The sequence below is a fragment of the Rhodococcus sp. P4_B6 genome (genome assembly GCF_056402215.1).
The window spans coordinates 1-26503 of the sequence record NZ_JBFUHV010000128.1 but is presented as its reverse complement, the minus strand read 5'-3'; the positions used below and the strand labels follow the sequence as shown (position 1 = coordinate 26503).

Below are 26503 nucleotides of genomic sequence, written 5' to 3'. Positions count from 1 at the left end.
GATCCACTCGAGTATGTCGCGATGATCGGGCGTCAATCGGCGCTCGAACAGCTCACCGGTCCGCCCGTCGAGGCCGCACGCGACGACCGATCGTGCGTGCACATCCAATCCGACACTCGTACGCTGATTCATTGCTGGGGCCTCCCACATCTTGTGGCTCTACCGGCCAGGACCCGTTTCCTGTCGGCAACCCACGTTCACATGTGGAGTGGGCCCCAGCCCATACCCTCATACTGTCTAATCCGGCCCTGAAGGACCGGGATTGCGCGCTACGCTCCGCGGTCACGCACTCTCGAAGAGAATCTGGTCGGACGTCGCGTCCTGATCACCGGCTCGGCCCGGGGAATCGGCGCCGGACTCGCCAGACGACTTCACGAGCGGGGCGCCCACGTCGGGCTGCTCGGCCTCGAACCCGAACTCCTCGAACCCGAACTCCTCGAACAGACTGCCACCACCTGCGGCCGGGCGCCGTGGCGCCGGTGCGACATCCGCGACCGGCGTGCCGTCGAGGACTCGTTCGACTACCTCACCGACCGGCTCGGCGGCCTCGACGTCGTCGTCGCGAACGCGGGCGTGACACCCCCGGCGCACATTGTCGCGGGTGATCCGGAAGTGATGCGCTACGCCATCGAGGTCAACGTGCTGGGGACGTACCACACGCTGCGGGCCGCGGGGCCGTACATCGGGCATCGCAACGGATACGCGCTGGTCGTGGCATCGTCGACGGCATTCGACCCGCTGCGTGGCGTTCACAGCGCGACGAGAGGCGGCGCCGAGGAACTCGGCGAGGCGCTGCGGGAGGAGTTGAAGCCGCTCGGGACCCGGGTCGGCATCGCCCGGCTCGGCGAGATCGACACCGATCGCACCCTGATCGGTTTCGACGGCGTCGCGGTCCCCGCACCCCGCGGCAGCGCACTCGCCCGGACGTCCTCGATCACGGTGGCGGTCGACGCGCTCGAACGGGGAATCGCGGGACGGAAGAACCGGATTTCCGCGCCGTCCCGGGTACCCGGGACGGATTCTGTGCGTATGCTCGCACTCCGGGCCCTCCCACTTCGGGGCCTCGCATCTCGGGCGACCGAGATGACCCGGTCGATCGAACTACGCACGCACGCACCCGTTCCTGCCAGGGGGCGAGTAGAAGGAGAGGGGGCGGCGTGACCGCACGCATTCCACCGGGACGTCTGAAGGAACTCGGCCCCGTCAACTGGGTGCTGTGGCGCGTCATCTCCCGCGTCGCCGGCGTCCCGGACGCGCATCTGTTCAGCACGGTGGGCCACACGGGGGGTCTCTTCCGCGCGTGGCTGCACTACTCCGGCAAGCTGATGCCGGGCGGAAAGATTTCCCGCCACGAGACCGAACTGATCATCCTCCGGGTGGCGCACCTGCGGAAGTGCGGCTACGAGATGGACCACCACGTGCGCCTCGGACGCCGGGCCGGCGTCACCCCGGCGCTGCTCGAACAGGTGCTGGAAGGTCCCGACGCGGAAGGCTGGGACGCGCGCCGCCGCGCCATCCTCACCGCTGTCGACCAACTCGTCACCACCGACAATCTGGACGATGCCACGTGGTCGGCGCTCGCCGCGTACTTCGACGATCGCCGGCTGATCGAGTTCTGTTTTCTGGTGACCCAGTACGACGCCCTGGCCACCACCATCGGGACGCTGCGGATCGAACGCGACTACTCATAGGTTCCGCACAGCGCAGAGAACGCAGAGAAGAGGAACAGCTGCATGACCTCCGCCACCGAAGACGTCCGTTCCGAGAAGGGTCTGGCGCGGGTTGCGCAGTCGCTGGCCGGGTGGACGGAGAAGTGGTTTCCGGACGCCTACGTCTTCGCCCTCGTCGGTGTCTTCGTCGTCGCAGTCGCCGCACTGGCCAACGGTTCGTCTCCGCAGGAAGTGGTGGACGCGTTCGGCGACGGGTTCTGGGATCTGACCGCGTTCACCCTGCAGATGGCGATGGTGGTGCTGACCGGGTACGTCGTCGCGACGTCCCCACCGGTGGCCCGGCTGATCGACCGTCTGGCGACGGTGCCCGGGACTGCACGCAGCGCAGTCAGTTTCGTGGCCTTCCTGTCCATGTCGGTCTCGTTCCTGAACTGGGGGCTCAGCCTGGTGTTCGGCGGGCTGCTGGCCCGGGCGATCGCGCGCCGAACCGACCTGCGGGTGGACTACCGTGCTCTGGGCGCGGCGGCCTTCATGGGCCTCGGCGCAGTGTGGGCGCTCGGCATGTCGTCCTCCGCCGCCCAACTCCAGGCCACCGCCGCCTCGCTGCCCCCGGCGCTCCTGACGATCACCGGCGTTCTCGACTTCGGAACCACGATCTTCACGTGGCAGTCGCTGCTGATGTGCGTGATCATCATCGCCCTGACCGTGGTGATCGCCCACTTCTCGGCGCCGCGGGGCGCCGCCGTCACCACCGCCCAGGACCTGGAGGTGGACCTCGACGACCGGCCGAAGGACGTCCCGCCTCGATCGCGACCGGGAGAATGGCTCGAGTACAGCCGGATCCTGCCGATACTGGCCGGTCTGATGACGTTGGGATGGCTCGTCTCCCAGTTGGTGACCAAACCCCTGCTCACCGTCGTCAGCAGCCTGAACGGCTATCTGCTGGTCTTCCTCATGCTGGGGCTGGTGCTGCACGGGACGCCGCGTAAATTCCTGCAGGCGGTCGCCCTGGCCGTCCCGGCCACGGCGGGCATCCTGGTCCAGTTTCCGCTGTATGCCGCGATGGCCGCGATCCTCACCAAGGCCGAGGGCAGAAACGGCCTCACCATCTCGGAGCATCTCGCCGAGTTCTTCACGAACATCGGCAGCGGCGGAGCGTTCACCGTCGTCATCGCCCTCTACACCGTCGTGCTGGGCCTGTTCGTGCCGTCCGGCGGCGGAAAGTGGCTGGTCGAGGCACCGTACGTCATGCAGTCGGCCACCGACGTCGGGATGAACCTGGGCTGGACGGTCCAGGTGTACAACGTCGCCGAGGCGCTGCCGAACCTGATCAACCCGTTCTTCATGCTGCCGCTGCTCGCGGTGCTGGGGCTCAGGGCACGCGATCTGGTGGGATTCACGTTCCTGCAGTTCATGTTCCACCTGCCGGTGGTCCTGCTGCTGGTGTGGCTGCTCGGCACGACGTTCGACTTCGTCCCCCCGGTGCAGCCCTCGACACCGTGAGAGGTGTTACTAACCCACGCTTTACTTCGAGAAATCTCGGTGAAACACCCCGTCCTTAGCGTATACAACCATGTCCACAGGGATGAATACGCCGCCGATCGAGTACTCCTTCGACACCCTGCTCGTCGCGAACCGGGGCGAAATCGCCTGCCGCATCATGCGAACCGCGCATCTTCTCGGACTGAAGACGGTTGCGGTGTATTCCGACGCCGATTCCGCGGCCGCGCACGTCGAGATGGCCGACGTCGCCGTCCGGCTGGGCCCGGCTCCCGCCCACGAGTCGTATCTGCGGGCCGACGCCGTCGTGGAGGCCGCACTCGCCACGGGCGCAGGCGCGATTCATCCCGGGTACGGGTTCCTGTCGGAGAACGACGCGTTCGCCGCGGCGGCGGAATCCGCGGGCATCGCGTTCGTCGGTCCCACTCCCGAACAGTTGCGCACGTTCGGGAACAAGCACACGGCACGCGAGGCCGCTCGCGCCGTCGGCGTCCCGCTCGTCGTGGGCAGCGGGCTCCTCTACTCCGCCGACGCCGCACTGTCCGCGGCCTCCGACATCGGCTATCCGGTGATGATCAAGGCGGTCGGCGGCGGTGGCGGCATCGGGATGCAGGCGTGCTTCGACGCCACGGAGCTCCGCGAAGCCTACGACCGCGTCCAGCGCCTCGCCCAGGCAAACTTCTCCTCGTCGGGGGTGTTCCTGGAACGCTTCGTGGCCCGCGCCCGGCACATCGAGGTGCAGGTGTTCGGTGACGGCCACGGCCGCACGCTCAGCCTCGGCACCCGCGACTGCTCACTGCAGCGCCGCAACCAGAAGGTGGTCGAGGAGGCGCCGGCGCCCGGACTCTCCGACGAGGTGGTGGAGCGACTGCTGGCCGCGTCCCGCGGTCTCGCGTCCTCGGTGAACTACCGGTCGGCCGGAACCGTGGAGTTCGTCTACGACGTGGACCGCGGTGAGGCGTCGTTCCTCGAGATGAACACCCGACTGCAGGTGGAGCACCCGGTGACCGAGGAGGTCACCGGGGTGGATCTCGTCGAGTGGATGCTGAGGCTCGCCCGCGGCGACGGTTCCATGCTGGACGGGCTGCCCGACTCCGGACCCGAGATCAGGGGAACCGCCGTCGAGGCCCGCATCTACGCCGAGGACCCCGGCCACGACTACCGTCCCAGCGCCGGACGCCTCACGGGTGTGGAGTTCCCGGCTCACACGCGGGTGGAGACGTGGGTCGACACGGGCACCGAGGTGAGCGCCTTCTACGACCCGATGCTGGCGAAGGTGATCACCCGCGGGCACCGGCGCACGGCGGCGTTCGCCGCCCTCGCGGAGGCGCTCGCCGACACCCACATCTACGGAATCCAGACCAACCTTCCCCAGCTCCGGCGGATCTGCGTCGCCGACACCGTTCTGGACGCCGCGCACACCACGCAGTCGCTGGCCGATCTGCGGGCCACCGGGCGTCGCGTCGACGTCCTCCGTGCGGGAACCATGACGACGGTGCAGGACCATCCGGGCCGGATCGGCCTGTGGGAGGTCGGAATTCCCCCGTCCGGGCCGATGGACGACCTGTCGTTCCAGCTGGTCAACACGGCGGTCGGCAATCCGGCCGGCGCACCGGGGCTCGAATGCACCCTGCAGGGGCCGCGCCTGGTGTTCTCGGATGCCACCGTGATCTGCGTGGGCGGCGCCGATGCCCCGGTCACCCTCGACGGCGAGCCGATCCCTCTGTGGCACCCGGTGGAAGCGCCGGCCGGATCCGTACTCGACGTCGGCACTCCGGCGGACACGGGTCTGCGCACGTACGTCGCGTTCCGGGGCGGGATCGACGCCCCGCTCTATCACGGCAGCGCAGCCACGTTCACGCTCGGCGGGTTCGGCGGCATCACGGGCAAGGCCGTCGCGACGGGCGACGTGCTGGGCCTGTTCGACGACTCGCTGTTCGAGAACACGACGGGTCTCGGCGCGCCGCATCCCGTCCCGGAGGACTCGATCCCGGAGTTCACGCACGTGTGGCATCTCGCCGTCACCGAGGGACCGCAGCCGGCGCCCGCCTACTTCACCGATTCCGACATGGCACAGTTCTACGACACCACCTGGAAGGTCCAGACCCACGCGAACCGGACCGGACTCCGGCTCGACGGCGCCAAGCCGGTGTGGTCGAGAACCGACGGCGGCGACGCCGGACTGCACCCGTCGAACCTGCACGACAACCCGTACAGCGTCGGAGCCCTCAACGTCTCGGGCGACACTCCGATTCTGCTCGGACCCGACGGGCCGAGCCTCGGCGGCTTCGCGTGCCCGCTCACCGTCGCCAAGGCCCACCGGTGGAAGCTCGGGCAGATCCGGCCCGGCGACAGCGTGCGGTTCGTCGCGGTCTCCGACGACGGTGCGGACTCGCTGCGTTCTTCGGATTCGTCTCGCAGACTGGATGTTCCGCCCGCGGAGACCCGGTCGGCGAACAGCGACGGCGGGGTGCTGCACCGCATCGCGCCGATCCTGGACCGACCGGAGGTCGCGTACCTGCGCGCCGGCGACGACAACGTCCTCGTCGAATACGGGGACCGGGAACTGGATCTCGGACTCCGCATGCGCGTCCACGCGTTGTCGGAGGCGCTGGTCCGGCGCCGCGTGCCGGGCGTCATCGACATCACGCCGGGTGTCCGGTCGCTGCACCTGCACTTCGACGCCGACCGCCTCCCGGCCGGGAGGCTGCTGGACATCCTCCAGGACATCGAGGAGCTGCTGCCGGCGACGCACGATCTGGTGGTGCCGAGTCGCACGGTCCGGTTGCCGTTGTCGTTCGACGACCCGTCCATCGCGGAGGCCATCGACCGCTACCGCAGCGGGGTCCGCGACGAAGCGCCGTGGCTGCCGTCGAACACCGAATTCATCCGGCGGATCAACGGATTGGGCAGCGTCGACGACGTCCGGGACGCCGTGTTCGACGCCGAATACCTGGTACTGGGGCTCGGCGACGTCTACCTCGGTGCACCGCTGGCCGTGCCCCTCGACCCGCGGCACCGCCTGGTCACCACCAAGTACAACCCGGCCCGCACCTGGACGCCATCCGACGCCGTCGGGATCGGCGGCAAGTACCTGTGTGTCTACGGCATGGAGTCGCCGGGCGGCTACCAGTTGATCGGCCGCACCGTCCCGATCTGGTCGGGTTACCGGCAGCACCGCCCGTTCGACGAGGGCAAACCCTGGATGTTCCGGTTCTTCGACCGCATCGTGTGGGAACCCGTCACCCCGGAGCGGTTGCGCGAGTACCGCGCGCAGGCGGTGGCCGGTCGGTTCGACGCGGAGATCTCCGACGGCACGTTCGCGTTCGCCGACCATCTGAAGTTCCTGCAGGACAACGCCGAATCCATCGCCGAGTTCGACGCCCGGCAGTCCGCGGCGTTCGAGACCGAGAAGTCGGCGTGGCGCGCGTCGGGCGAATTCGACCGTGTCGAACAGGTCACCGCACCCGAGCCGGCCGCGCGCGGCGACTTCCCGCCGGGCGCCGTCGTCGTCGAGGCGCCGATGGTCGGCAGCGTGTGGCGCGTCGAGGTCGAGGCCGGGCAGCGCGTCGAAGCGGGCCAGAACGCCGTGGTGCTCGAGGCGATGAAACTCGAGATGCCGGTCGCGTTCACCTCGCCGGGCGCCGTCCTCGAAGTCCTCGTGTCACCGGGCGCGATCGTCGGCCCGGGCACCCCTCTCGTCGTGATTGGAGCAGAAAACTGATGACTGTCGATGCCGTGAACCGAGGACAGGCCGCCCTGTCCCCCACCGCCCGGGTCGAGGACGCCTTCCGGCGGATCGCCGAGGTGGACCGCCCGGAGGTGTGGATCACCCTCCGGCCCGCCGAGGACGTCCACGCCGATGCCGTTGCCGTGCAGGCCCGTCTCGACGCCGGCGAGCACCTGCCCCTGGCCGGGAAGGTCGTGGCGGTCAAGGACAACATCGACGTCGCCGGACTCCCGACGTCGGCCGCGTGCCCCGAGTTCGCCTATCTCCCGGACGTCACCGCGAGTGCCGTGCGCCGCCTGGTCGACCAGGGCGCTGTCGTACTCGGGAAGACGAACCTCGACCAGTTCGCGACCGGACTGGTCGGGACACGCAGTCCGTACGGCGCCGTCCGGTGCTCGTGGGACCCCGAACGTGTGTCGGGCGGATCCAGCTCGGGTTCGGCGGTGGCCGTCGCCCTCGGCATCGCCGACATCGGAATCGGCACCGACACAGCGGGATCCGGCCGGGTCCCGGCGGCGTTCAACGGCCTCGTCGGAATCAAGGCGACACTCGGCGTCATCCCCGCCGACGGGGTCGTTCCGGCGTGCGTCGACTACGACTGCGTCACCGTCTTCGCCACTGAACTCGACACGGCGGTGACTGCCGCCCGCATCATGTCTGGCCCCGCGACCGCGGACCCGCGCAGCCGTGCGTGGCCGTCCGACGTCCGGCTCGCCGCGCCCACGCACGCACGCGTCGCGATTCCCACGGAAGCAAATCTCGCCCTGCTGACGCCGGAGTACCGCGCGGCGTTCGCCGACACGGTCGCGTCGTTGACGGACCGCGGGTTCGCCGCCGAGGCGGTCGACATCTCCCCGCTGCTCGATGCCGCCCGACTGCTGTACGACGGCGCCGTCGTCGCCGAGCGGTACACCGCCGTCGGGCAATTCCTCGACACGGCGCCTGCGGGTGCCGATCCTGTGGTCACCGCCATCGTCGAGTCGGCGCGCAAGCCCGCGGGCCACGAGTTCGCCGCCGACCTCGACACGCTCACCCGCGTCAAGGCGCAGACGCGGGATCTGCTGGCCGGTTTCGACGGACTCCTGCTGCCCACCACCACCGAACACCCGACCATCGCTGCCGTGCAAGCGGATCCGATCGGCATCAACCGGCGGATGGGCACCTACACGAACTTCTGCAACCTGCTCGACATGGCGGCGGTCGCCGTCCCGGGCACCCCGACCGCCGCCGGCGAACCGTTCGGGGTCATGTTCGTGGTGCCGGCGTTCGCCGATCAGGTGGCCGTCGACCTCGCCGCCCGGCTGCTCGGCGCGCCCGCGCCCACCCTCGTCGAGGAGGGGGTGGAACTGGCCGTGTTCGGCGCGCACCTGCGCGGGCAGCCCCTGCACTTCCAGCTCGAGGACATCGGGGCACGCTTCGTCGACACCGTCACCACCACCGACGCGTACCGGCTCACCGCGCTCGACACCACCCCACCCAAGCCCGGCCTCGTCCGCCGCGGTCCCGGCGCGGGCTCCCCGATTTCCGGGGAACTGTTCCGCGTGTCCGCTGCGGGGCTGGGCAGCTTCCTCGCGGCGCTGCCCGCCCCGATGGCCCTGACGAGCGTCGAATTGTCCGACGGCCGCGCCGTGGTGGGCTTCAGCTGCACCCACGACGCGGTCGACGGGGCCACGGACATCACCGAGTTCGGCAGCTGGGTTGCTTACGCCCGTGAGTACTTCTTAACCGCCCGACGTTAAGAAGTACTCACGGCGAGGGCGGTGGCGGCAGGGGTCGAGTTGCGGCCGATCAACCTCTGCAGGTCGCCGCTCTCGGTGTCGAGAGCGCCGATGGCCACGCCCGCATCCGAATCGGCGAGCATGCTCGCGATCGGTGCGGGTAGTCCGGCACCCTCGAGCGCCGCGGCGTACTCGGCCTGCGGAAGGTCCTTGTACGACACCGGCTTTCCGATGACGGAGGAAATGACGTCCGCCAGTTCGCTGTACGTCAGGCGCTCGTCGCCGCCGAGTTCGTAGACCTTGCCCGCCTGCCCGTCGGAGAGCAGGACGGCGGCGGCCGCCTCGGCGTAGTCCTTGCGGGCGGCAGYGGCGACGACACCGGTCCCGGCACTCCCGAACAGCGCACCGGTCTCGCCCGCCGCGGGAATGCTGCCGAGGTAGTTCTCCCAGTACCAGCCGTTGCGGAGCAGCGCGAAGTCGATCCCTGACTGTGCCAGCCGATCCTCGGTGGCGCGGTGTTCCACGGCCAGACCGATCGTGCTGTTCTGCGCGTCGAGAACGCTGGTGTAGGCGACGAAGCCGACCCCGGCGGCCTTCGCGGCATCGATCACGTTGGCGTGCTGGGCAACCCGCTGTCCGACCTCACTGCCGGAGACGAGCAGTAGCTTGTCGACGCCGGCGAATGCGGTCTCGAGCGCGGCGCGATCGCTGTAGTCGGCCTGCCGGACCTCGACTCCCCTGTCCGCGAGGTCTGCGGCCTTGGCCGGGGTGCGGACCACGGCGACGATGTCGGCGGCGGGTACCCCCTTGTCGAGCAGTGCCTCGACGACGAGCCTGCCGAGGTGTCCGGTTGCTCCTGTGACGGCGATGGTCATGACGAACTCCTAGCGCGTAGTGGTGCGAGTTGACTGTTCAAGCTCACTTTCCATCATGCACTAATTTTTCGTAAGTGCAAATACTTCAGTAAGTGCTTCCTCTTCGTCGGATACACTGGACGCATGTCCGAGCCCGCTCACCCAGCACAGGAAAGCGAAGACCGCACCCTCGAAGCGGACGTCTTCGCGCGCAACTGCGCGTCTCGTGAGACCCTGCAGACCGTCACCGGCCGCTGGGGTGTGCTCGCGCTCGCGGCACTGACCGAGGGAAACTACCGATTCAGCGCACTCCGCCGACGCGTCGACGGTGTCAGCGAACGCATGCTGTCGCAGACACTGCAAGCACTCGAACGAGACGGCCTCGTGGTTCGCGACGTGCTCGAGGCCATCCCGCCGAAGGTCGAATACAGCCTCACGCCGCTCGGCGCCGAGGTCGGTTCACGCCTGATCGGCCTGATCGAAYTGGTCGAATCGCGCGTACCCGACGTTCTGGCTGCGCAAGAAAGGTACGACGCCGGTCGCGGCGTCAGCTGAGTTCGTCGAGGTCGGACTCTTCGTCGACGATGTGGACCGCGGCCTCCTCCGCCGACGCCGCTCCCCCGTCGATTCCGATGTCGAAAGCAACGAGATCCTTCTCCTCGTCCTCCCCCACACCCTCGTTCTCGGCGAGAAGCCGCCCCGAACGCTGCCGTCCGACCTCGTTGTCATCGAGGATTTCCACGTTCTCGTCCTCCTCGAACGCCGGATCCGGTTCCTCCTCCGCGAGCCGCTGATCGAGGGTCTCGCCTTCGCGCTGCTCGGCCGCCGTCGTTCCGAACGCGTTCAGCCCGAGCGGCTTCTCCGGAGGCGAATACCCCTCGTCGAGAACGTCGTCCACACCTCGGTCGACCAACGTGTCCTCCGGCTGCAGCTGGTCTTCGTCGTCCAGGCTGTACTCGCCCTCGGATCCTTCTGGCGTGCTGTCCGGCATGGTCATCTTCCCCACGATGCCATCGCTGCGGGCAGTTCGCCATCGGATCGCGGAACGGATCCGCCCGGAAACGACGAGGACCCGCACAGAGACTGTGCGGGCCCTCGTCGGTGTTCGGGTCAGAAGTTGATCATGTGTCCGGCGAGGCCGTGGATGGCCTCCTGCAGGGCTTCGGACAGCGTCGGGTGCGTGTGCACGTTGCGGGCCAGCTCGTTGACGGTGAGGTCCCACTTCTGCGCGAGGGTGAGCTCGGGCAGCAGCTCGGAGACGTCGGGGCCGATGAGGTGGCCGCCGATCAGCTCACCGTACTTCGTGTCGGCGATCAGCTTGACGAAGCCGGTGGCGTCGCCGAGGCCGTGCGCCTTGCCGTTGGCGGCGAACGGGAACGTCGCGACCTTGACGTCGTAGCCCTCGTCCTTGGCCTGCTGCTCGGTCAGACCGAAGCTGGCGACCTGCGGTTGGCAGAACGTGGCGCGCGGCATCATCCGGTAGTCCTCGATCGGCAGCGTCTCGGCGCCGGCGATCGTCTCGGCGGCCACCACGGCCTGCGCCTCGGCGACGTGCGCGAGCTGCAGCTTCATGGTGACGTCACCGATGGCGTAGATGTGCGGCACCGACGTCTGCATGGTGTCGGTGATGCCGATGGCGCCGCGGTCGGTGAGCTGCACGCCGGTCTTCTCGAGGCCGAAGCCCTCGACGCGGGGTGCGAACCCGACGGACTGCATCACCTTGTCGACGACGACCGACTCGGTCTCGCCGGACTTGTTGTTCTTGATCGAGACGGTGACCTTGGAGCCGTCGTCGTCGATGCTCTGCACGGCGGCACCGGTGATGACCTTGACGCCGAGCTTCTTGTACTGCTTCTCGATTTCCTTGGAGACGTCCGCGTCCTCGTTGGGCAGCGCGCGGTCGAGGAACTCGACGATGGTGACGTCGACTCCGTAGTTCTTCAACACGTACCCGAACTCCATGCCGATCGCGCCGGCACCGACGATGAGGATCGAACCGGGCAGCTCCCGGGTCATGATCTGCTCTTCGTAGGTGACGACGTTCGTGCTCAGCTCGGTGCCGGGCAGCAGCTTGGTGGTGCTGCCGGTGGCGATGATCGCGTTGTCGAACGTGATCGTCTCGGTGCCGCCCTTGGTGAGCGCGACCTCGATGGTGTTGGCGTCGGTGAAGGTGCCCTTGCCGTCGTACTCGGGGATCTTGTTCTTCTTCATCAGGAAGTGGATGCCCTTGACGCGGCCCTCGGCAACCTTGYGGCTGCGGTCGAACGCGGCGCCGAAGTCGAAGGACGCCTCACCCGAGATACCGAACAACTTGGCCTCTTTTGTGAAGAGATGCGCAAGTTCGGCATTGCGGAGAAGAGCCTTCGAGGGGATGCAGCCCACGTTCAGGCACACACCACCCCAGTACTTCTGCTCGATGATGGCAGTGCTCAGTCCGAGTTGTGCCGCGCGGATAGCAGCGACGTACCCACCGGGACCGGCTCCGAGGACAACGACGTCATAGTGTGAGGTCACGGTTGTTCAGGGTAGTCCCGTCCCGATTCGCTGTCTCCACGCGGTCGCGTTACCCGCGGGTAGCCTCATCCGTCACACCTTTCCCGCCGCGACCAGGCACGACACCGCCTGCAAGAATGGCGCCATGACGGATCCCTTCCTCTGGCTCGAAGATGTCACCGCGGAACGGTCACTCGACTGGGTGCGGGAACGCAACGCCCGCACGCTCGCCGAGTACACCGAGAACGCCGGGTTCTCCGCGCTGGAGAGCCGGATCCTGGACGTGCTCGACACGGACGACCGGATCCCCTACGCGGGCATGCGCGGCGAGTACCTCTACAACTTCTGGCGCGACGGCGAACACAAGCGCGGCATCTGGCGGCGCACCACCCTGGAGCAGTACCGCACCGACAACCCCGACTGGGACGTCCTGCTCGACGTCGACGCACTCGCCGAACGGGAGGGCGAGAACTGGGTGTGGGCAGGCGCCAGCGTGCTGCGACCCGAGCAGTCACGTGCCCTGCTGTCGTTCTCGCGCGGCGGCGCCGACGCGTCCGTGGTGCGCGAATTCGACCTCGAGACGCGCGAATTCGTCGGCGGCGACCACGCATTCGACGTGCCCGAGGCGAAGACCAGCATCAGCTGGATCGACAAGGACACCGTGTACGTCGGGACCGACTTCGGCGAAGGCTCGATGACCGACTCCGGCTACCCGAGAATCGCGAAACGCTGGCATCGCGGCACCACGTTCACCGAGGCGGTCACCGTCTTCGAGGGCGAGACCACCGACGTGTCCGTCGGCGCGTCGTACGACGACACCCCCGGGTACGAGCGGCACTTCGTCGGCCGGTCGATGGACTTCTACAACTCCGAACGCTACGAACTGCTCCCCGACGGGTCGAAGGTCCGGATCGACACCCCGGACGACGCGGGTTCGTCCGTGTACCGCGAGTGGCTGACCATCCGTCCGCGCACCGACTGGGAGGTGAACGGCACCGTCTACCCGGCCGGGTCGCTACTCGTCGCGAACTACGTCGACTTCCTCGCCGGGTCCCGCGAGCTGACGCCGCTGTTCACCCCGGACGAGCACACGTCCCTCGAACAGGGAACGTGGACCAGGAACCACCTCCTCCTCGTGCGACTATCGGACGTGCAGACCAAGCTGTCGGTGCTCACGCCGAACGACACCGGGTGGGAGGAGAAGCCTCTCGACGGTGTCCCGGAACTCACGGCGAGCGGGATCATCAGCACCGACCCACGCACCGGCGACGACTTCTTCGTCAACTCCAGCGGATTCACCACGCCTGCGACGCTGCTGTACGGCTCCGTCGGTGGTGCGCTCGAACCCGTCAAGCAGGCGCCCTCGTTCTTCGACGCGGACGGCATGTCGGTGTCGCAGCACTTCGCGGTGTCCGACGACGGAACCGAGATCCCCTATTTCGTGGTGCGCCGCGACGACGTGACCGGACCCTGCCCCACCATGCTGTACGGGTACGGCGGCTTCGAGAACTCGATGGTCCCCGGGTACAGCGGGTCGGTCGGGTTCGCATGGCTCGAACGCGGCGGCGCGTACGTGGTCGCGAACATCCGCGGCGGCGGCGAGTACGGCCCGTCGTGGCACACCCAGGCGGTGCGGGAGGGCAGGCACAAAGCGTTCGAGGACTTCGCCGCGGTCGCCCGCGACCTCGTGGCCCGGGGTATCACCACGTCGAAGCAGCTCGGAATCCAGGGCGGCAGCAACGGCGGGCTGCTCATGGGCGTCATGCTCACCCGCTACCCGGAACTGTTCGGCGCGATCGTGTGCCAGGTCCCGCTCCTCGACATGAAGCGGTACCACCTGCTACTCGCCGGGGCGTCGTGGATGGCCGAGTACGGCGATCCGGACAACCCGGACGACTGGAAGTTCATCAGCGAGTACTCGCCGTATCAGAACACCGACGCGGCGGCGGACTACCCGCCGATCCTCGTCACCACCTCCACCCGCGACGACCGCGTCCATCCCGGGCATGCCCGCAAGATGGCGGCGCTGCTCGAAGAGCAGGGCCACGAGATCTGGTACTACGAGAACATCGAGGGCGGGCACGGCGGGGCCGCGGACAACGCGCAGGCCGCGTTCAAATCGGCGCTCACGTTCACGTTCCTGTGGGAGCAGCTCACCCGTTGACCCCCACCTGTGAGTACTTCTCAACCGCCCGCGGTTAACAAGTACTCACAGGTCAGGTGTGGTCGTGGATCCAGTCGACGATCCGGTCGACGGTGCTCGCGGGCTCGCGGATCCACCCGTTGTGGCCGAGTGGTTGCGGCTGGTGCCACAGGGTGACGTCGGCGTTGGGGAGTTTCGCGAGGAGGTTCTTCGCCGCCGATTCCGGAGCCAGATCGTCCCCCTCGACGGTCACGGACAGCACCGGCAGTTTCAGCCGGGCGATGCGTTCCTCGTAATCGATGTCGGCGCCGTCGGGTTCGATCCTGCCGGTGCGGGCGAATCGCGACCAATCGGTGATCAGCACCTTCGACTGCCGCCCGAACCCGCCGATGTCCAGTTTGTCGCCTGGCCAGAACCCGGCGAGGTTGGCGGTCATCGACATCGCCGCGGCGCCGACGAGCATCCGCGGGGCATGGATCCCGGGGAACCCGCGGTGATACGGCGACCCCGACGCGACGAGCACGATCCCGCCGAGCCGGCCGCGGATCCGTGCCCCGTACATCACACCGAGCTGACCGCCCATGCTGTGCCCCAGCAGGAACGGCGTCGCCGCAGGAAAACGCTCGCGCACCACTTCGAAGATCGCGGGAAAGTCGAGGGCCACCAGTTCGTGGTAGCCGTACGTGCTGTCGCTGCTCGGGCGGGGGCGGCTGTCGCCCTGGCCGCGGAGTTCGCCGATCGCCGCGTTGAATCCCCGGGACACGAGTTCCTCGGCGAAGGGTTCGTAGTAGCCGGCGGGAATTCCCAGGCCGGGAAACACCACGATCACGGGGGCGTCGTCCGGGCCGGGAAACAGGCGAACCGGAGTAGTGGTTCCGTCGGGCATTTGGATCGGTACTGTCTCCACTTCGTCAGACTAGACGGCTCGACCCCCGCAGATCCSGGATCTGCGGGGGTCGATTCTGTTCCGAGACCGGACGCTAGAGGCCGATCGACGCGGCGAGCATCGGCCACGACTTGTGCAGGTCTTCCTGCCAGTAGGTCCAGGAGTGGGTGCCGGTGGGCCGGAAGTCGAACGTCGCGGGAATCTGCAGTTCGTTCAGTCTGTCCGCCAGCGCATGGGTGCACTGGTTGGTGGCGGCCTCGATGGCGCCGCCGACGAGGATCTGGTTGGCGAGCGTTCCGACGTCGCCGTTGATTCCCGGTGCGTTCAGCTGATCGCCCGCCCCGGGCAGCCCGGATCCGTTGCTGACATAGATGTCGAGTCCGCGCAGCTTCTCCGCGTTGATGTACGGGTCGTTGGCGGCCCACCCCGGACCGTCTTCAGGACCCCACATGTTGGAGGTGTCGCCGCCGCCGCGACCCTCGACGACCATACGTACGTACGCGCGACCGGGGTCGGTACTGGTCATCGCGCACCCGCTGTAGGCGCCGACGCTCTGGTACAGGTCGGGCGCCGACTGCGCCAGGCTCAGCACGGAGCTACCGGCCATCGAGATGCCGGCGATCGAGTTGACACCGTTGGTGCCGAGCGCGGAGTCGACGATCGGCGGAAGTTCCTGCGTGAGGAACGTCGTCCACTTGTTGTTGCCCAGTTCCGGGTCGGTCTGCTCCCAGTCCGTGTAGTAACTGAACGCGCCCTCCATGGGCGTGACGACGTTGACGTTCTTGTCGGCGAAGAAGTCGACGACGTCGGTCCGGGCCTGCCACGTGGCGGAGTCCTCGCCGCCGCCCGCACCGTTGAGCAGGTAGAGCGTCGGCCTCGGCGCGCTCGTGTCCGCGGGGGTGATCACCCGCAGCGGAATCTCGCGGTCCATGGACGCCGAGTACACGTGAATGGTCGACTGCCGGTCGTCGATCGGGTCGGTGCTCACCAGGTGGGAGCCGCCGTCCGCGACAGTGGCGTCTTCGGCGGGATCTGCGTAAGCGGACGCCTGGACCCCGAGGCAGGGAACGGCCGTCGTCAGAGCGACCGCGAGCGCCAAGCGCACCCCGTACCTACCCGCTGCAGTGCGGTTGACCATCGTTCTCCTTCGCTGCGACGTCGCCTGCCCGACTCCGTAGAGGCGAGAGCTGGAGCCCACATGATGTCATGCGAACTCCAGCTCTCGTTCAGAAGTGGGGTCGAAACGGGGTGTCCCTATCCCCCGACGGACCCGAGGAAGCCGATCAGTGTGGTGAGCGCTTCGAGCAGACCCAAAAGGCTGTCGGACATAGTATTACTCCTATTCGACGCAGTGGATTTTCGAACTCCCCCTGCGATCAGGGGCTCCGTCATTTGTACCCGAGTTTTCGCTCCGAATAAGCACGAAGTGGTAAACATTTGCGATCGTTGACTTAACGAAGAACCGTTGATCAAACACCGGCAAATCCCCAATTACCTCCGAAACACGCCGCACCACCAGGGAATACGCCGAGACCTCGACCCCCGGATTCCCGATTCCGTAATCGAAGAGCGACAGAACATACCTCGATTCACCGTTTCCGGGCATTTTCTTGTCGTTGCCCTTGAATTCCCCTTCGAAGAAACGAAGAGTTGGCGAATTTCGCACATCTCTTCTTTGGCCGTGGTACACGCATCTCATTTGTCCAGAAAAATAGATGACGCAAAAAATTCTTCAGTCTTACACCAATTCGACCCGAAGAGTGGGATTTCTAGTTCTTCGGCGCGTCGTCACTGCTCAGGGTGAAAGACCAGGGTGGAGATCGGGGTACATCCCGATGGTGCGGACCGGTTTCACCGAACAGGATGGAGGCATGACATTCGACAGCAACACTCCCCGCCAGTTCACCCGTTCCGACAGCCAGAAGATGCTCGCAGGCGTCTGCGGCGRCATCGCCGAATACTTCTCGGTGGACGTCAACCTCGTCCGCCTGCTCACCGTGGTGGCCACTCTGGTCACCGGCGGCACCGCGGCCCTCGTCTACCTCGCCGCCTGGATGCTGATGCCTGCCGGACACTGAGACGAGAACACAACCCCGAAAAGCACTGTGGCCGTGAAACGGACCCGGCAAACGACGCACAGACGAGAAAGAGCCCGGGACACCAGTTGGTGTCCCGGGCTCTGTCGGAGCACTTCGTGCCCGTGCGCGGTGAACGAGTCCGAGGACTCCTCAGCCACGCACGGTAGGCGTAGCCGCCTTTAGAAGTCCATACCGCCCATGCCGCCGGTCGGGTCGCCCACGGGCGCTCCGGCCTTCTCCGGCTTGTCGGCGACGACGGCCTCGGTGGTCAGGAACAGAGCCGCGATGGACGCTGCGTTCTGCAGCGCGGAGCGGGTGACCTTGACCGGGTCGTTGATGCCGGCTTCGAGCAGGTCGCCGTACTCGTTGGTCGAGGCGTTGAGGCCGTGACCTGCGGGCAGGTTGCGAACCTTCTCGGCAACGACGCCGGGCTCGAGGCCCGCGTTGAAGGCGATCTGCTTCAGCGGAGCTTCGAGGGCGACGCGAACGATGTTCGCACCGGTGGCCTCGTCACCTTCGAGCTTCAGGTCGTCCAGTGCGGGAGCCGACTGCAGCAGAGCCACGCCACCACCGGCGACGATGCCCTCTTCGACGGCAGCCTTGGCGTTACGCACGGCATCTTCGATGCGGTGCTTGCGCTCCTTGAGCTCCACCTCGGTGGCAGCGCCGGCCTTGATGACTGCAACGCCACCGGCCAGCTTGGCCAGACGCTCCTGCAGCTTCTCGCGGTCGTAGTCCGAGTCGCTGTTCTCGATCTCGGCGCGGATCTGGGACACGCGACCGGCGATGGCCTCGGGGTCTCCCGCGCCTTCGACGATGGTGGTCTCGTCCTTGGTGATGACGACCTTGCGTGCCTGGCCGAGCAGCTCGAGTCCGGCGGTCTCCAGGGAGAGGCCGACCTCTTCGCTGACGACCTCGCCACCGGTGAGGATGGCGATGTCGGCGAGCTGAGCCTTGCGACGGTCACCGAAGCCGGGAGCCTTGACGGCCACGGACTTGAAGGTGCCACGGATCTTGTTGACCACCAGGGTGGACAGGGCTTCGCCCTCGACGTCCTCGGCGATGATGACCAGCGGCTTGCCGGACTGGATGACCTTCTCCAGCAGCGGCAGCAGGTCCTTGACCGTGGAGATCTTGGAGCTCACGAGCAGGATGTACGCGTCCTCGAGGACGGCTTCCTGACGCTCCGGGTCGGTGGCGAAGTACGCCGAGATGTAGCCCTTGTCGAAGCGCATGCCCTCGGTGAGCTCGAGCTGCAGGCCGAAGGTGTTGGACTCCTCGACCGTGATGACGCCTTCCTTGCCGACCTTGTCCATGGCCTCGGCGATGAGCTCGCCGATGGACGGGTCGCCTGCGGAGATACCAGCGGTAGCAGCGATCTGCTCCTTGGTGTCGATCTCCTTGGCGGTCTCGAGCAGACGCACGGTGACGGCCTCGACGGCCTTCTCGATGCCGCGCTTCAGACCCAGCGGGTTGGCGCCGGCAGCGACGTTGCGGAGGCCCTCACGGACGAGAGCCTGGGCGAGAACGGTAGCGGTGGTGGTTCCGTCGCCGGCGACGTCGTCAGTCTTCTTGGCGACCTCCTTGACCAGCTCGGCACCGATCTTCTCGTAGGGGTCCTCGAGCTCGATCTCCTTGGCGATGGACACGCCATCGTTGGTGATCGTGGGGGCGCCCCACTTCTTCTCGAGCACGACGTTGCGACCCTTGGGGCCCAACGTCACCTTGACTGCGTCGGCGAGGGCGTTGAGTCCCCGCTCGAGGCCGCGACGGGCCTCTTCGTCGAACGCGATGATCTTGGCCATTGCGAAGTGATCCTCCGGATTGGGGGTGACACACAAGGCGACCGCTAGTCGGGTCGCCTCATTTACGCCTTCGGCCGAGTTCGGTGCCCGCGACGGACGACCAGGGGTGTCTGTGGTTCCCGGTCTCACCGTCCCGACCTGGCACTCACCCGCGGCGAGTGCCAAGTGCATTTTTAGCACTCGAACAGGGTGAGTGCAAGGTCGGGACGGAAGCGCTGTGCCGGGGCGATCAGCGCATCGCGCAGACCTGACCGGTGTTCAGGTTGAAGGCGAGAGACAGCGCGCCGACGCAGTCCACGCCGTTCGCGTCGGCCGTCGCACCCGAACCCCAGCCCGCGATCGCGACGGTGGTCGTGCCGTCGGCCGCACCGGAACGGGCGATGCCGCCGCCGAGCGAGACCGCGTACGCCTGACCCGAGCCCGTCGACGCACCGAGCGACGTTCCGTATCCGTTGGCGTACGTGGTGGCGCCGCTGTGCCCGTTGGCGACGCTCACCGCGGTGCCGCTGTCCGCGGCCATCGCGTGGGCGGTGCCGGCCTCGGTCGCCTTGGCGCCGCAGCTCGCGGTGTCCGACACCTGGACGTCGTTGGCCGACGGCGGGGAGACGCAGTTGACGGGGGCGGCACCGGCGACGCCTGCGCCGGCCACCGAGATTCCCGCCGCGACGCCCAGACCCACGGCCATCGCCGCTCCCACACGTGCCAGCCGTCGGCCGAAGAGAGACGAGATACGAGTACGCGATGCCGAGGCGGTCGAGGTGACGGGGGTGGAGACAGCGAGCATGGAAGCTCCTTCTGGGAACGTCGAATTGGAGGATTCGCCGCGAGAGTACCCGCTCCGGGCCGGTTAGTCCCGGACCCCGCTCAGGCGAGTTCGTCGAGGAGCTTCGGCAGCTGCGCGACGGAGTCGACGACGTGGTCCGGTCGCTGCGCGGCGAGGTCCAGAATCGACTGGCGGAACTTGCCCGTCCGCACCAGCACACCGATGAGTCCCACCCGCTGCGCAGCCAGGACGTCACCCGTCAGATCGTCGCCGACCATCATCGTCACGTCCGGTCCCGTACCCATCAGATCGGTGGCGGTGAGGAACGCGGCGAGCGACGGCTTGCCCACCGACACGACGTTGGTTCCCGCGACCTCCTCCATCCCGGGGAGGTAGGTGCCCGTGTCGATGCGCAGCCCGTCGTGGGTGGCCCACGTGGTGCCCCGGTGCATCGCCACGACGGGGACGCCGTCGAGCATCAACTCGACCACGCGGCTGAGTGCGGCGTGGGTGAATTCGGGCCCGGCGCCGCCGAGGATCACCACCTCCGGGTTGTCGTCGTCCAGTTCGATCCCGGACAGATCCGCGGTGATGTCGCCGCTGTTGAGGACCCAGGCCCGCGACCCGGGATAGGTCGACCGGACGTACTCGGCGGTGAGCCGGGCCGCGGTGACGATCTCGTCGGAGTCGGCTTCGATGCCCGCCGACCGGAGGCCGTCGGCGACCTCGTCGCACGTCCTCGACGTCGTGTTGGTGAGGTACGCGCACGCGAGTCCGCGATCGCGCACCTCCCGCACCGCGGCGGCGGCGCCGTCGATCGGATGCCACGAAGTAACCAGCACACCGTCGATATCGAGCAGGACACCCTCGACCCCAGCCATGACAGGAGCCTATCCCGGCATCACTGCCGAGTCCGGCAGACGAGGACGGGGCAGGGAGCGTGATGCACGAGATTCTGGCTGACGGATCCGAGCAGGGCACCCATCACCTTGCCCCGGCCGTGGCTACCGACGACCAGCAGTTGCGCGGTCGCCGCGTGCCGCAGCAGGACGTCGGCGGACGCGCCCTGTGTCGTCACCTCGGTCACCGGTACGTCGGGATATTCGTCGCGGGTCCCGGCGAGGCATTCGGACACGACGGCCTTCTCCCCTTCTTCGTACGCGGCCCAGTCGACGTACTTGGACGCGTGCGCGAGTCCGTGCTGCTTCTCCCCGCTCCACGCGTGCACCGCGTCCAGACCGACCCCGAACGCGGACGCGAGCGCGAACGCCTCCTCGACGGCTTTCTCACTGACCTGGCTGCCGTCCACGCCGACGACGATCGGGCGGGCGTCCGGTGATTCCGGCGCAGGCTCTCCCCGGACCACCGCGACCGGGCTGTGCGCGTGGTTGACCGTCCGGAGGACCGTGGATCCGAGGAGATAGTCGGTGACCGCACCCGCACCCTGCGCGCCGACCGCGACGATCCGCGCCGCCCGGGACAGCTCGATCAGGTGGGACGCCGCGGTCCCGGATCGGACGTCGCGCTCGACGGCGAGTCCGGGTTGATCCTGCAGGGCGACGGCGGTGGCGGCGTCGAGCATCGAGTTGCCGTCCTCACGCAGTTCCTGGATGAACTGGGCGTCGATCATCATCGCGTTGCCGTTGTAGAACGTGGCCTCGTCCGGGTACGTGTGGGCGAGCAGGAGCGGGGCACCGAGCCGGACCGCCGTGCCCGCGGCCCAGCGCGCCGCGTCGAGCGCGGCCCGGGACCCGTCGATACCGACGACGACGGGTGCCCCTGCGTGTTCGCTCATATCTCTCTCCCTCTACGGCTCGAGAACTGCTGCACCGCTGAACTTTCCGCCTGCCAGGTCCCGGAGGGCCCGATCGGCGCGGTCGAGTGGGTACGGGTGGGTGTCGATGCTCAGCCGGTGTTCCGCTGCGATGCGCAGGAATTCGACGGAATCCGAACGGGTGTTGGCGGTGACGCTGCGGATCTGCCGTTCCCGGAACAGGTGCCGCTGGTACTCGAGCGCGGGAATGTCGGTGAGGTGGATTCCGGCGACGGCGAGGGTGCCGCCGTCGGCGAGCGCCTCCATCGCGACGGGCACCAGGTCGCCGACCGGGGCGAACAGGATCGCGGAGTCGAGGGGCTCCGGCGGTGTGTCGCGCACGCCCTGCACGGACGTCGCCCCGAGTCGTTCCGCCAATGCCCGGGCCTCCGCCCCTCGCGTCATGACGTGCACCCGGGCGCCGCGCGTCGACGCGACCTGGGCGGTGAGGTGCGCGCTGCCGCCGAACCCGTAGATGCCGAGCGCGCCGCCGACGGGGACCGCGGCGCGCTCGAGTGCCCGGTAGCCGATGATCCCGGCGCACAGCAGCGGGGCGAGTTCGGTGTCCGTGTACCCCGCCGGCAGGTGCAGCGCGTAGTCGGCCGGGACCGTCGCGAATTCGGCGTACCCGCCATCCGCGTCCCATCCCGTGTACTGCGACTGCCTGCACAGGTTCTCCGCGCCGCGCAGGCAGGCCGCGCACTGTCCGCACGTGCGCCGCAGCCAGGCGATGCCCACCCGGTCCCCGACGGCGAACGATTCGGTCACCGAATCCCCCAGTGCGGCAACCTCCCCCACCACCTCGTGGCCGGGAATCACCCGGGGCCGGTGCACGGGAAGATCCCCCTCGGTCACGTGCAGGTCGGTGCGGCACACTCCGCACGCCAGAACCTTCACGAGAAGTTCGCCCGGCCCCGGCTCGGGTATGGGCTCGCTCGCCCGTTCCAGCGGGTGGCCCGCGACGGGGCCCGGAGCGACCACGCGCCACGCGGTCATCGTTCCGGTTCCGCCCTGCGTCGCCGCCATACCCCCACAATGCCCGTGACGGGTGGCCACCGCCAGGACCCGGAGGGCCGTGTCTCGACGACACGGGACCGCGGCGAAGACCCGGCCGGACCGCGGCCGGCAACTAGGCTCGCACCCATGGACCTGCGCGGTGAAGACCTGTTCACGGTGGCGGGGTCGCTGGCCGAGCTGATCGGGGCCCCGATCACGATCGAGGACGAGAACTCGACCGTCCTGGCTTATTCGAGCGGCGAGCAGGCCGTGGACCAAGCGCGCATCGAGACCATCCTGGGACGGCAGGTGCCCGGGAAGTACCGGCAACTCCTCGAGGCCGCGGGCGTCTTCGAGCGCCTGCACCGGGACACCGACGTCTTCTACGTGGACATGGGACTGCCGGACATGACTCCCCGCGCGGTGATCGCGGTGCGGGACGCGGGACGGTCGGTCGGGTCGATCTGGGCGGCGATGACGTCGGCCCCCACTCCGGAACAGGAATCGATCCTGCGGTCCGCGGTCCCGGTCGTCGCCGAGCACATCGCGGCGGAGCGGGAACGGGTGGACGTGACGCGCCGGATGCAGGTCGACCGCGTCCGCGCGCTGATCAACGGCGGCGAGCCCGCCTTCCGTGCCGCCGACGACCTCCGGCTGGAGGGACGGCTGACGGTCGCGGCGGCCGCCCCCGTCGCGATCGGGCGCCCGCTGCCCTCCGGTCTGCTCGCCTCCCTCGGCCTGTACCTCGACACACTGGCGGTCGATTCGGTGGCCGCGCAGCTCGACGACGTCATCTACGTGGTCATCGCCGCGTCGGAGAAGGACGTCCGGCGCCTCGCCGAGGACTTCCTCGGCCGCGCCCGCAGCGGGGCAACATTCGTGGTCGCCGTCGGACGCGAGGTGAGCACGGCCAGCCAGGCACACCTGTCGCGCGGGGACGCCGACCGGGTGCTCACCGTGCTGCAGCACTCCCGGTCCGGTGGTGTCGCCGGGACGATGCGGGACAGTCTCGCGTCCGTGCTGGCGTTGCGCGTCGCCGACATCTTCGACGGCCTGGGCGAGCTCACCCCGCTCGCCGCGCTCACCCGGCACGACGTGCAGCACGGCACCGATCTCGTCGCCACCGCCCGCGCCTTCCTGGCGCACGGCGGCGACGTCGCCGATGCCGCCGCCGCGCTGCACGTGCACCCCAACACGCTGAGGAATCGGCTGCGGCGCTGCGTCGACTCGTGCGACGTGGACCTGACCGACGCGGACACCCGGCTCATCCTGATGCTGCACCTGAAGCTGACGGGACTGCGGGATTGGTGACCGCTGGGGGATTTGTGACCCCTGGCCGATTGCACAGGGGGCGCTGTCCGGGATTGGCCGAACGGCTACTGCCCCGGCTCCGTCGCCCGCCGATGATGGAGTCATGAGCACAGTGCAGCGCCCTGACCATGTCGCGATCGTCGGAGCAGGCGTCGTCGGATTGTCCACGGCGTGGTTCCTCCAGGAGCGTGGCGTGCGCGTCACCGTCGTCGACCGTGCGGGTGTCGCGGCGGATGCGTCCTGGGGCAATGCAGGTTGGCTCGCACCGGCATTGACGCTGCCGCTGCCCGAACCGGCCGTGCTGCGGTACGGCCTGCGCGCGATGCTGAATCCGTCCTCGCCGGTCTATGTGCCGTTCACGACCGATCTGCGGTTGGTGCGTTTCCTCGTCGGCTTCGCCCGGCACTGCACGCCCTCCCGGTGGGCGGACGCGATGAAGGTGTACGCCGAGGTCAACCGGATCTCCCTGGGCGCCTACGACGAACTCGCGGACGGCGGCGTCCGGGAGCACACGCATCTCGCCGACCCGTTCCTCACCGCGTTCAAGTCGGACGAGGACCGGCAAGCGCTCGTCGACGAGTTCCGCCACGTCGAGGCCGCGGGCGGCGAGGTCGAGTACGACCGCGTCGACCGAGACGAGATCCACTCTCTCGAGCCGAGTCTCGGCGACGGCGTGCACTCCGGTCTGCGGCTGCGCAACCAGCGTTTCATCGACCCGCCGCGTTTCGTGCATTCGCTCGCCGACGCCGTCCGCGCCCGGGGCGGCGAGATCAGGTCCGGCTTCGACGTCGCGACGGTGCAGGATCAGGGGCAGTCGGGCGTCCGGCTGGTCGCGGCTTCCGGCGACACGGTGACCGCCGATTCCGTCGTCCTCGCGGGCGGCGCACACCTCAATACTCTCGCCCGCCCGTTCGGTGTCCGCGCCCTGGTACAGGCCGGCCGCGGGTACAGCTTCAGTGTCCAGCCCGAGCAGATGCCGAAGAACCCCATCTACTTCCCCACCCAGCGCGTGGCGTGCACCCCACTGCACGACCGTTTCCGCGTCGCCGGGATGATGGAATTCCGCAGTCCCGACGCACCTCTCGACCCGCGCCGGGTGCAGGCGATCATCGCGGCTGCGACGCCCATGTTCACCGGCATCGACTGGGAATCGCGGCGGGAGGAGTGGGTCGGATCCCGGCCCTGCACCACCGACGGACTTCCGCTCGTCGGCGCCACCCGCTCCCCCCGTGTGCACGTGGCGGGCGGCCACGGCATGTGGGGCATCGCCCTGGGTCCGCTCACCGGACGCATGATGGCCGACTCCATGACCGGGGGCGAGGTTCCCGCCGTCATGCGGCATTTCGACCCGCTGCGCTGAATCCGGCTCAGGACCGGGCCGCCCAGAATCTGCGCAGTTCGACGACGAGTTCGCGCGAACGCTCGTCGGGGAAGAACAGCTTGCCGCCCCGGATCTCCACGACTTCCCGCGCTCCCGGAATGAGATCGCGGAGCCGGTAGGCCCACGGGGTCCGGAAGAACAGGTCTCCCGTGCCCCACACGATGAGCGTGGGCACCGCGAGCGCCGCGAGGTCCGGCTCGACCGCGAGCAGATCGCGCGGATTCAGAGACGCGATCCAGCGCTGGAAGAGCAACGCGCGGTCGCGGGTGCCGAGCAGCGGCTCGACGTACGCCGCGACGACCTCTTCCGGCAGCGAACGCACGTTCTGATACCCGGTGCCGTACAACAGCTTACGAGCCCTCTTCACCTTCCGCGTCAACGGCGGCAGAATGCGGGCGAGTAGTCCGGCCCGGGCCAGCAACACGGCCGGCAGGAATGCCTTCGGCGGCACGTTGTCGTGGGTGTCGCAGTTCGTCAGCGTCAGCGTCGACAACCGGTCGGGGTGCCGGGCGGCGTAGATCTGCGCGACCGCGCCGCCGGTGTCGTTGGCGACCACGTCGACCTTCTCCAAACCCAGCGCGTCGCAGGTGGCCGCGACGACGTCGGCCAGTGCGCCCAGCGTGAAGTCCTGATCGGGTGCGGCGGGGGTGCGACCGTGCAGCGGGAGGTCCAGGGCGATGCACCGTCGTTCGTCCTCGAGTTGACGGATCACGTTGCGCCACAGGTAGCCGGACGTCCCGACGCCGTGAATGAAGAACGCCACGCGGCCGGAGCCGGAATCGAGGTAGCTGACCGGTCCACGGTCGGTGTCGACGGTCTTCCGGCGTGTGTCGAACTCCGCGAGAGTCATGCGGACCATCTCCTGCAGTCCACGGTAGTCGCAAGACTCGAGACTTGACTTGCTCTCGGCCGTGAACGACCGAGAATCCCTCCAGACTCGCGCCTCGAGGTTCCTGTTTCACCGACAGTCGCCGCCCCGCACGTTATGTGCGAGGGGGTCTCACACCGTCTCCGCAGGCTGCCACCGTCAGTCCGACGGCCAAAATGTTCTTCGCCGCGTTCACATCGCGGTCGTGGACGACGCCGCATCGGCACGTCCACTCCCGCACGTCCAGCGGCATCGCCGAGGCGACCGCCCCGCACACCGAGCAGGTCTTCGACGACGGACAGAACCGGTCGACCGCCACCACCCGCCGCCCGTACCAGTCGGCCTTGTACTCGAGCATCGACCGGAACTCGGACCACCCCGCATCCGAGATCGCCCGAGACAACGACCGATTCTTGACCATGTTCCGCACACTCAGATCCTCGATGGCGATCACTTGATTTTCGCGCACCAGTCGAGTGGAGAGTGGGAGAGTG

22 protein-coding genes and 1 pseudogene are annotated in these 26503 nt (G+C 68.1%); 10 read left to right on the top strand and 13 right to left on the bottom strand.

The features are described 5' to 3' along the window. A pseudogene (locus tag AC1DWT_RS37330) lies at positions 1-132 on the bottom strand (IS110 family RNA-guided transposase); the annotation flags it as partial. Positions 133-261: 129 nt separating this feature from the next. Here AC1DWT_RS37330 and AC1DWT_RS37325 point away from each other — a divergent pair. The 5 genes from AC1DWT_RS37325 to atzF all read left to right on the top strand — a co-directional run bounded on the left by AC1DWT_RS37325 (position 262) and on the right by atzF (position 8639). Then, positions 262-1161 carry an SDR family NAD(P)-dependent oxidoreductase gene (locus tag AC1DWT_RS37325; RefSeq protein ID WP_206015971.1) on the top strand — a complete coding sequence of 300 codons (900 nt, stop codon included), beginning with the start codon at positions 262-264 and terminating at the stop codon, positions 1159-1161. Further along, positions 1158-1691, top strand: a complete 534-nt coding sequence (locus AC1DWT_RS37320; protein WP_206013120.1) for a carboxymuconolactone decarboxylase family protein — start codon at positions 1158-1160, stop codon at positions 1689-1691. The genes AC1DWT_RS37325 and AC1DWT_RS37320 overlap by 4 nt, the downstream gene beginning before the upstream one ends. A gap of 42 nt (positions 1692-1733) precedes the next feature. Then, positions 1734-3173 carry a short-chain fatty acid transporter gene (locus AC1DWT_RS37315; protein WP_206013122.1) on the top strand — a complete coding sequence of 480 codons (1440 nt, stop codon included), beginning with the start codon at positions 1734-1736 and terminating at the stop codon, positions 3171-3173. A gap of 70 nt (positions 3174-3243) precedes the next feature. Further along, positions 3244-6894: an urea carboxylase gene (uca, locus tag AC1DWT_RS37310; RefSeq protein WP_206013124.1), complete on the top strand. Its 3651-nt coding sequence runs from the start codon at positions 3244-3246 to the stop codon at positions 6892-6894. After that, positions 6894-8639 (top strand): allophanate hydrolase, encoded by a 1746-nt coding sequence (gene atzF / locus AC1DWT_RS37305; protein ID WP_206013125.1) that lies wholly within the window; start codon positions 6894-6896, stop codon positions 8637-8639. The genes uca and atzF overlap by 1 nt, the downstream gene beginning before the upstream one ends. Here atzF and AC1DWT_RS37300 read toward each other — a convergent pair. Next, the gene (locus AC1DWT_RS37300) at positions 8636-9493 is read right to left on the bottom strand and encodes an SDR family oxidoreductase (protein ID WP_477924471.1); all 858 of its coding nucleotides are present in this window, start codon (positions 9491-9493) and stop codon (positions 8636-8638) included. The two genes, atzF and AC1DWT_RS37300, sit on opposite strands and share 4 nt — an antisense overlap. A 123-nt stretch (positions 9494-9616) precedes the next feature. Here AC1DWT_RS37300 and AC1DWT_RS37295 point away from each other — a divergent pair, with 123 nt between their 5' ends. Continuing rightward, positions 9617-10027, top strand: a complete 411-nt coding sequence (locus AC1DWT_RS37295; RefSeq protein ID WP_124396052.1) for a winged helix-turn-helix transcriptional regulator — start codon at positions 9617-9619, stop codon at positions 10025-10027. Here the strand turns inward: AC1DWT_RS37295 and AC1DWT_RS37290 are convergent. Beyond that, the gene (locus tag AC1DWT_RS37290) at positions 10020-10469 is read right to left on the bottom strand and encodes a DUF5709 domain-containing protein (RefSeq protein WP_095862742.1); all 450 of its coding nucleotides are present in this window, start codon (positions 10467-10469) and stop codon (positions 10020-10022) included. The genes AC1DWT_RS37295 and AC1DWT_RS37290 overlap by 8 nt on opposite strands. A gap of 113 nt (positions 10470-10582) precedes the next feature. Further along, positions 10583-11986, bottom strand: coding sequence for a dihydrolipoyl dehydrogenase (gene lpdA / locus AC1DWT_RS37285; protein WP_477924468.1), 1404 nt, complete (start codon positions 11984-11986; stop codon positions 10583-10585). Positions 11987-12053: 67 nt separating this feature from the next. Here lpdA and AC1DWT_RS37280 point away from each other — a divergent pair, with 67 nt between their 5' ends. Continuing rightward, positions 12054-14129, top strand: a complete 2076-nt coding sequence (locus AC1DWT_RS37280) for a prolyl oligopeptidase family serine peptidase (RefSeq protein WP_255315034.1) — start codon at positions 12054-12056, stop codon at positions 14127-14129. Positions 14130-14181: 52 nt separating this feature from the next. On the opposite strand, the gene AC1DWT_RS37275 is transcribed toward AC1DWT_RS37280, so the two are convergent. Beyond that, the gene (locus tag AC1DWT_RS37275) at positions 14182-15015 is read right to left on the bottom strand and encodes an alpha/beta hydrolase family protein (protein WP_241031315.1); all 834 of its coding nucleotides are present in this window, start codon (positions 15013-15015) and stop codon (positions 14182-14184) included. Between the two features lie 73 nt (positions 15016-15088). Then, positions 15089-16132 carry an alpha/beta hydrolase gene (locus AC1DWT_RS37270; RefSeq protein ID WP_072948431.1) on the bottom strand — a complete coding sequence of 348 codons (1044 nt, stop codon included), beginning with the start codon at positions 16130-16132 and terminating at the stop codon, positions 15089-15091. A 733-nt stretch (positions 16133-16865) separates the two neighbouring features. Between AC1DWT_RS37270 and AC1DWT_RS37265 the strand changes: the two genes are divergently transcribed. Continuing rightward, the gene (locus AC1DWT_RS37265; RefSeq protein ID WP_477924466.1) at positions 16866-17072 is read left to right on the top strand and encodes a PspC domain-containing protein; all 207 of its coding nucleotides are present in this window, start codon (positions 16866-16868) and stop codon (positions 17070-17072) included. 179 nt (positions 17073-17251) lie between these two features. On the opposite strand, the gene groL is transcribed toward AC1DWT_RS37265, so the two are convergent. The 5 genes from groL to AC1DWT_RS37240 all read right to left on the bottom strand — a co-directional run bounded on the left by groL (position 17252) and on the right by AC1DWT_RS37240 (position 22449). After that, positions 17252-18877: a chaperonin GroEL gene (groL, locus tag AC1DWT_RS37260; protein WP_072948434.1), complete on the bottom strand. Its 1626-nt coding sequence runs from the start codon at positions 18875-18877 to the stop codon at positions 17252-17254. A 229-nt stretch (positions 18878-19106) separates the two neighbouring features. Further along, positions 19107-19661, bottom strand: a complete 555-nt coding sequence (locus AC1DWT_RS37255; RefSeq protein WP_072948436.1) for a DUF6764 family protein — start codon at positions 19659-19661, stop codon at positions 19107-19109. A gap of 80 nt (positions 19662-19741) precedes the next feature. After that, on the bottom strand, positions 19742-20521 hold the full coding sequence (locus AC1DWT_RS37250; RefSeq protein ID WP_206013132.1) for an HAD-IIA family hydrolase: 780 nt from the start codon (positions 20519-20521) through the stop codon (positions 19742-19744). A gap of 20 nt (positions 20522-20541) precedes the next feature. Next, the gene (locus AC1DWT_RS37245) at positions 20542-21435 is read right to left on the bottom strand and encodes a universal stress protein (RefSeq protein WP_206013134.1); all 894 of its coding nucleotides are present in this window, start codon (positions 21433-21435) and stop codon (positions 20542-20544) included. A gap of 12 nt (positions 21436-21447) precedes the next feature. Then, positions 21448-22449, bottom strand: coding sequence for a zinc-binding alcohol dehydrogenase family protein (locus AC1DWT_RS37240; RefSeq protein WP_072948531.1), 1002 nt, complete (start codon positions 22447-22449; stop codon positions 21448-21450). 147 nt (positions 22450-22596) lie between these two features. Between AC1DWT_RS37240 and AC1DWT_RS37235 the strand changes: the two genes are divergently transcribed. Continuing rightward, a complete protein-coding gene (locus tag AC1DWT_RS37235; protein WP_206013136.1) occupies positions 22597-23760 on the top strand; it encodes a helix-turn-helix domain-containing protein in 1164 nt (387 codons plus the stop codon). A gap of 103 nt (positions 23761-23863) precedes the next feature. After that, positions 23864-25120, top strand: a complete 1257-nt coding sequence (locus tag AC1DWT_RS37230; RefSeq protein WP_072948443.1) for an NAD(P)/FAD-dependent oxidoreductase — start codon at positions 23864-23866, stop codon at positions 25118-25120. A 7-nt stretch (positions 25121-25127) separates the two neighbouring features. Here AC1DWT_RS37230 and AC1DWT_RS37225 read toward each other — a convergent pair whose 3' ends face one another. Both AC1DWT_RS37225 and AC1DWT_RS37220 read right to left on the bottom strand, forming a co-directional pair. Continuing rightward, positions 25128-25991 carry an alpha/beta fold hydrolase gene (locus AC1DWT_RS37225; protein ID WP_206013138.1) on the bottom strand — a complete coding sequence of 288 codons (864 nt, stop codon included), beginning with the start codon at positions 25989-25991 and terminating at the stop codon, positions 25128-25130. 133 nt (positions 25992-26124) lie between these two features. Beyond that, on the bottom strand, positions 26125-26503 hold a 379-nt coding region (locus tag AC1DWT_RS37220), incomplete at its 5' end, for an RNA-guided endonuclease TnpB family protein (RefSeq protein ID WP_477924461.1).

Bases quoted from the DNA above. Each gene is read 5' to 3' on its own strand.
- AC1DWT_RS37245 (WP_206013134.1), bottom strand. From the start codon at position 21,435: ATGAGCGAACACGCAGGGGCACCCGTCGTCGTCGGTATCGACGGGTCC.
- groL (WP_072948434.1), bottom strand. From the start codon at position 18,877: ATGGCCAAGATCATCGCGTTCGACGAAGAGGCCCGTCGCGGCCTCGAG.
- uca (WP_206013124.1), top strand. From the start codon at position 3,244: ATGTCCACAGGGATGAATACGCCGCCGATCGAGTACTCCTTCGACACC.
- AC1DWT_RS37250 (WP_206013132.1), bottom strand. From the start codon at position 20,521: ATGGCTGGGGTCGAGGGTGTCCTGCTCGATATCGACGGTGTGCTGGTT.
- AC1DWT_RS37225 (WP_206013138.1), bottom strand. From the start codon at position 25,991: ATGACTCTCGCGGAGTTCGACACACGCCGGAAGACCGTCGACACCGAC.
- AC1DWT_RS37290 (WP_095862742.1), bottom strand. From the start codon at position 10,469: ATGACCATGCCGGACAGCACGCCAGAAGGATCCGAGGGCGAGTACAGC.
- atzF (WP_206013125.1), top strand. From the start codon at position 6,894: ATGACTGTCGATGCCGTGAACCGAGGACAGGCCGCCCTGTCCCCCACC.
- AC1DWT_RS37240 (WP_072948531.1), bottom strand. From the start codon at position 22,449: ATGACCGCGTGGCGCGTGGTCGCTCCGGGCCCCGTCGCGGGCCACCCG.
- AC1DWT_RS37230 (WP_072948443.1), top strand. From the start codon at position 23,864: ATGAGCACAGTGCAGCGCCCTGACCATGTCGCGATCGTCGGAGCAGGC.
- AC1DWT_RS37235 (WP_206013136.1), top strand. From the start codon at position 22,597: ATGGACCTGCGCGGTGAAGACCTGTTCACGGTGGCGGGGTCGCTGGCC.
- AC1DWT_RS37315 (WP_206013122.1), top strand. From the start codon at position 1,734: ATGACCTCCGCCACCGAAGACGTCCGTTCCGAGAAGGGTCTGGCGCGG.
- AC1DWT_RS37255 (WP_072948436.1), bottom strand. From the start codon at position 19,661: ATGCTCGCTGTCTCCACCCCCGTCACCTCGACCGCCTCGGCATCGCGT.
- AC1DWT_RS37270 (WP_072948431.1), bottom strand. From the start codon at position 16,132: ATGGTCAACCGCACTGCAGCGGGTAGGTACGGGGTGCGCTTGGCGCTC.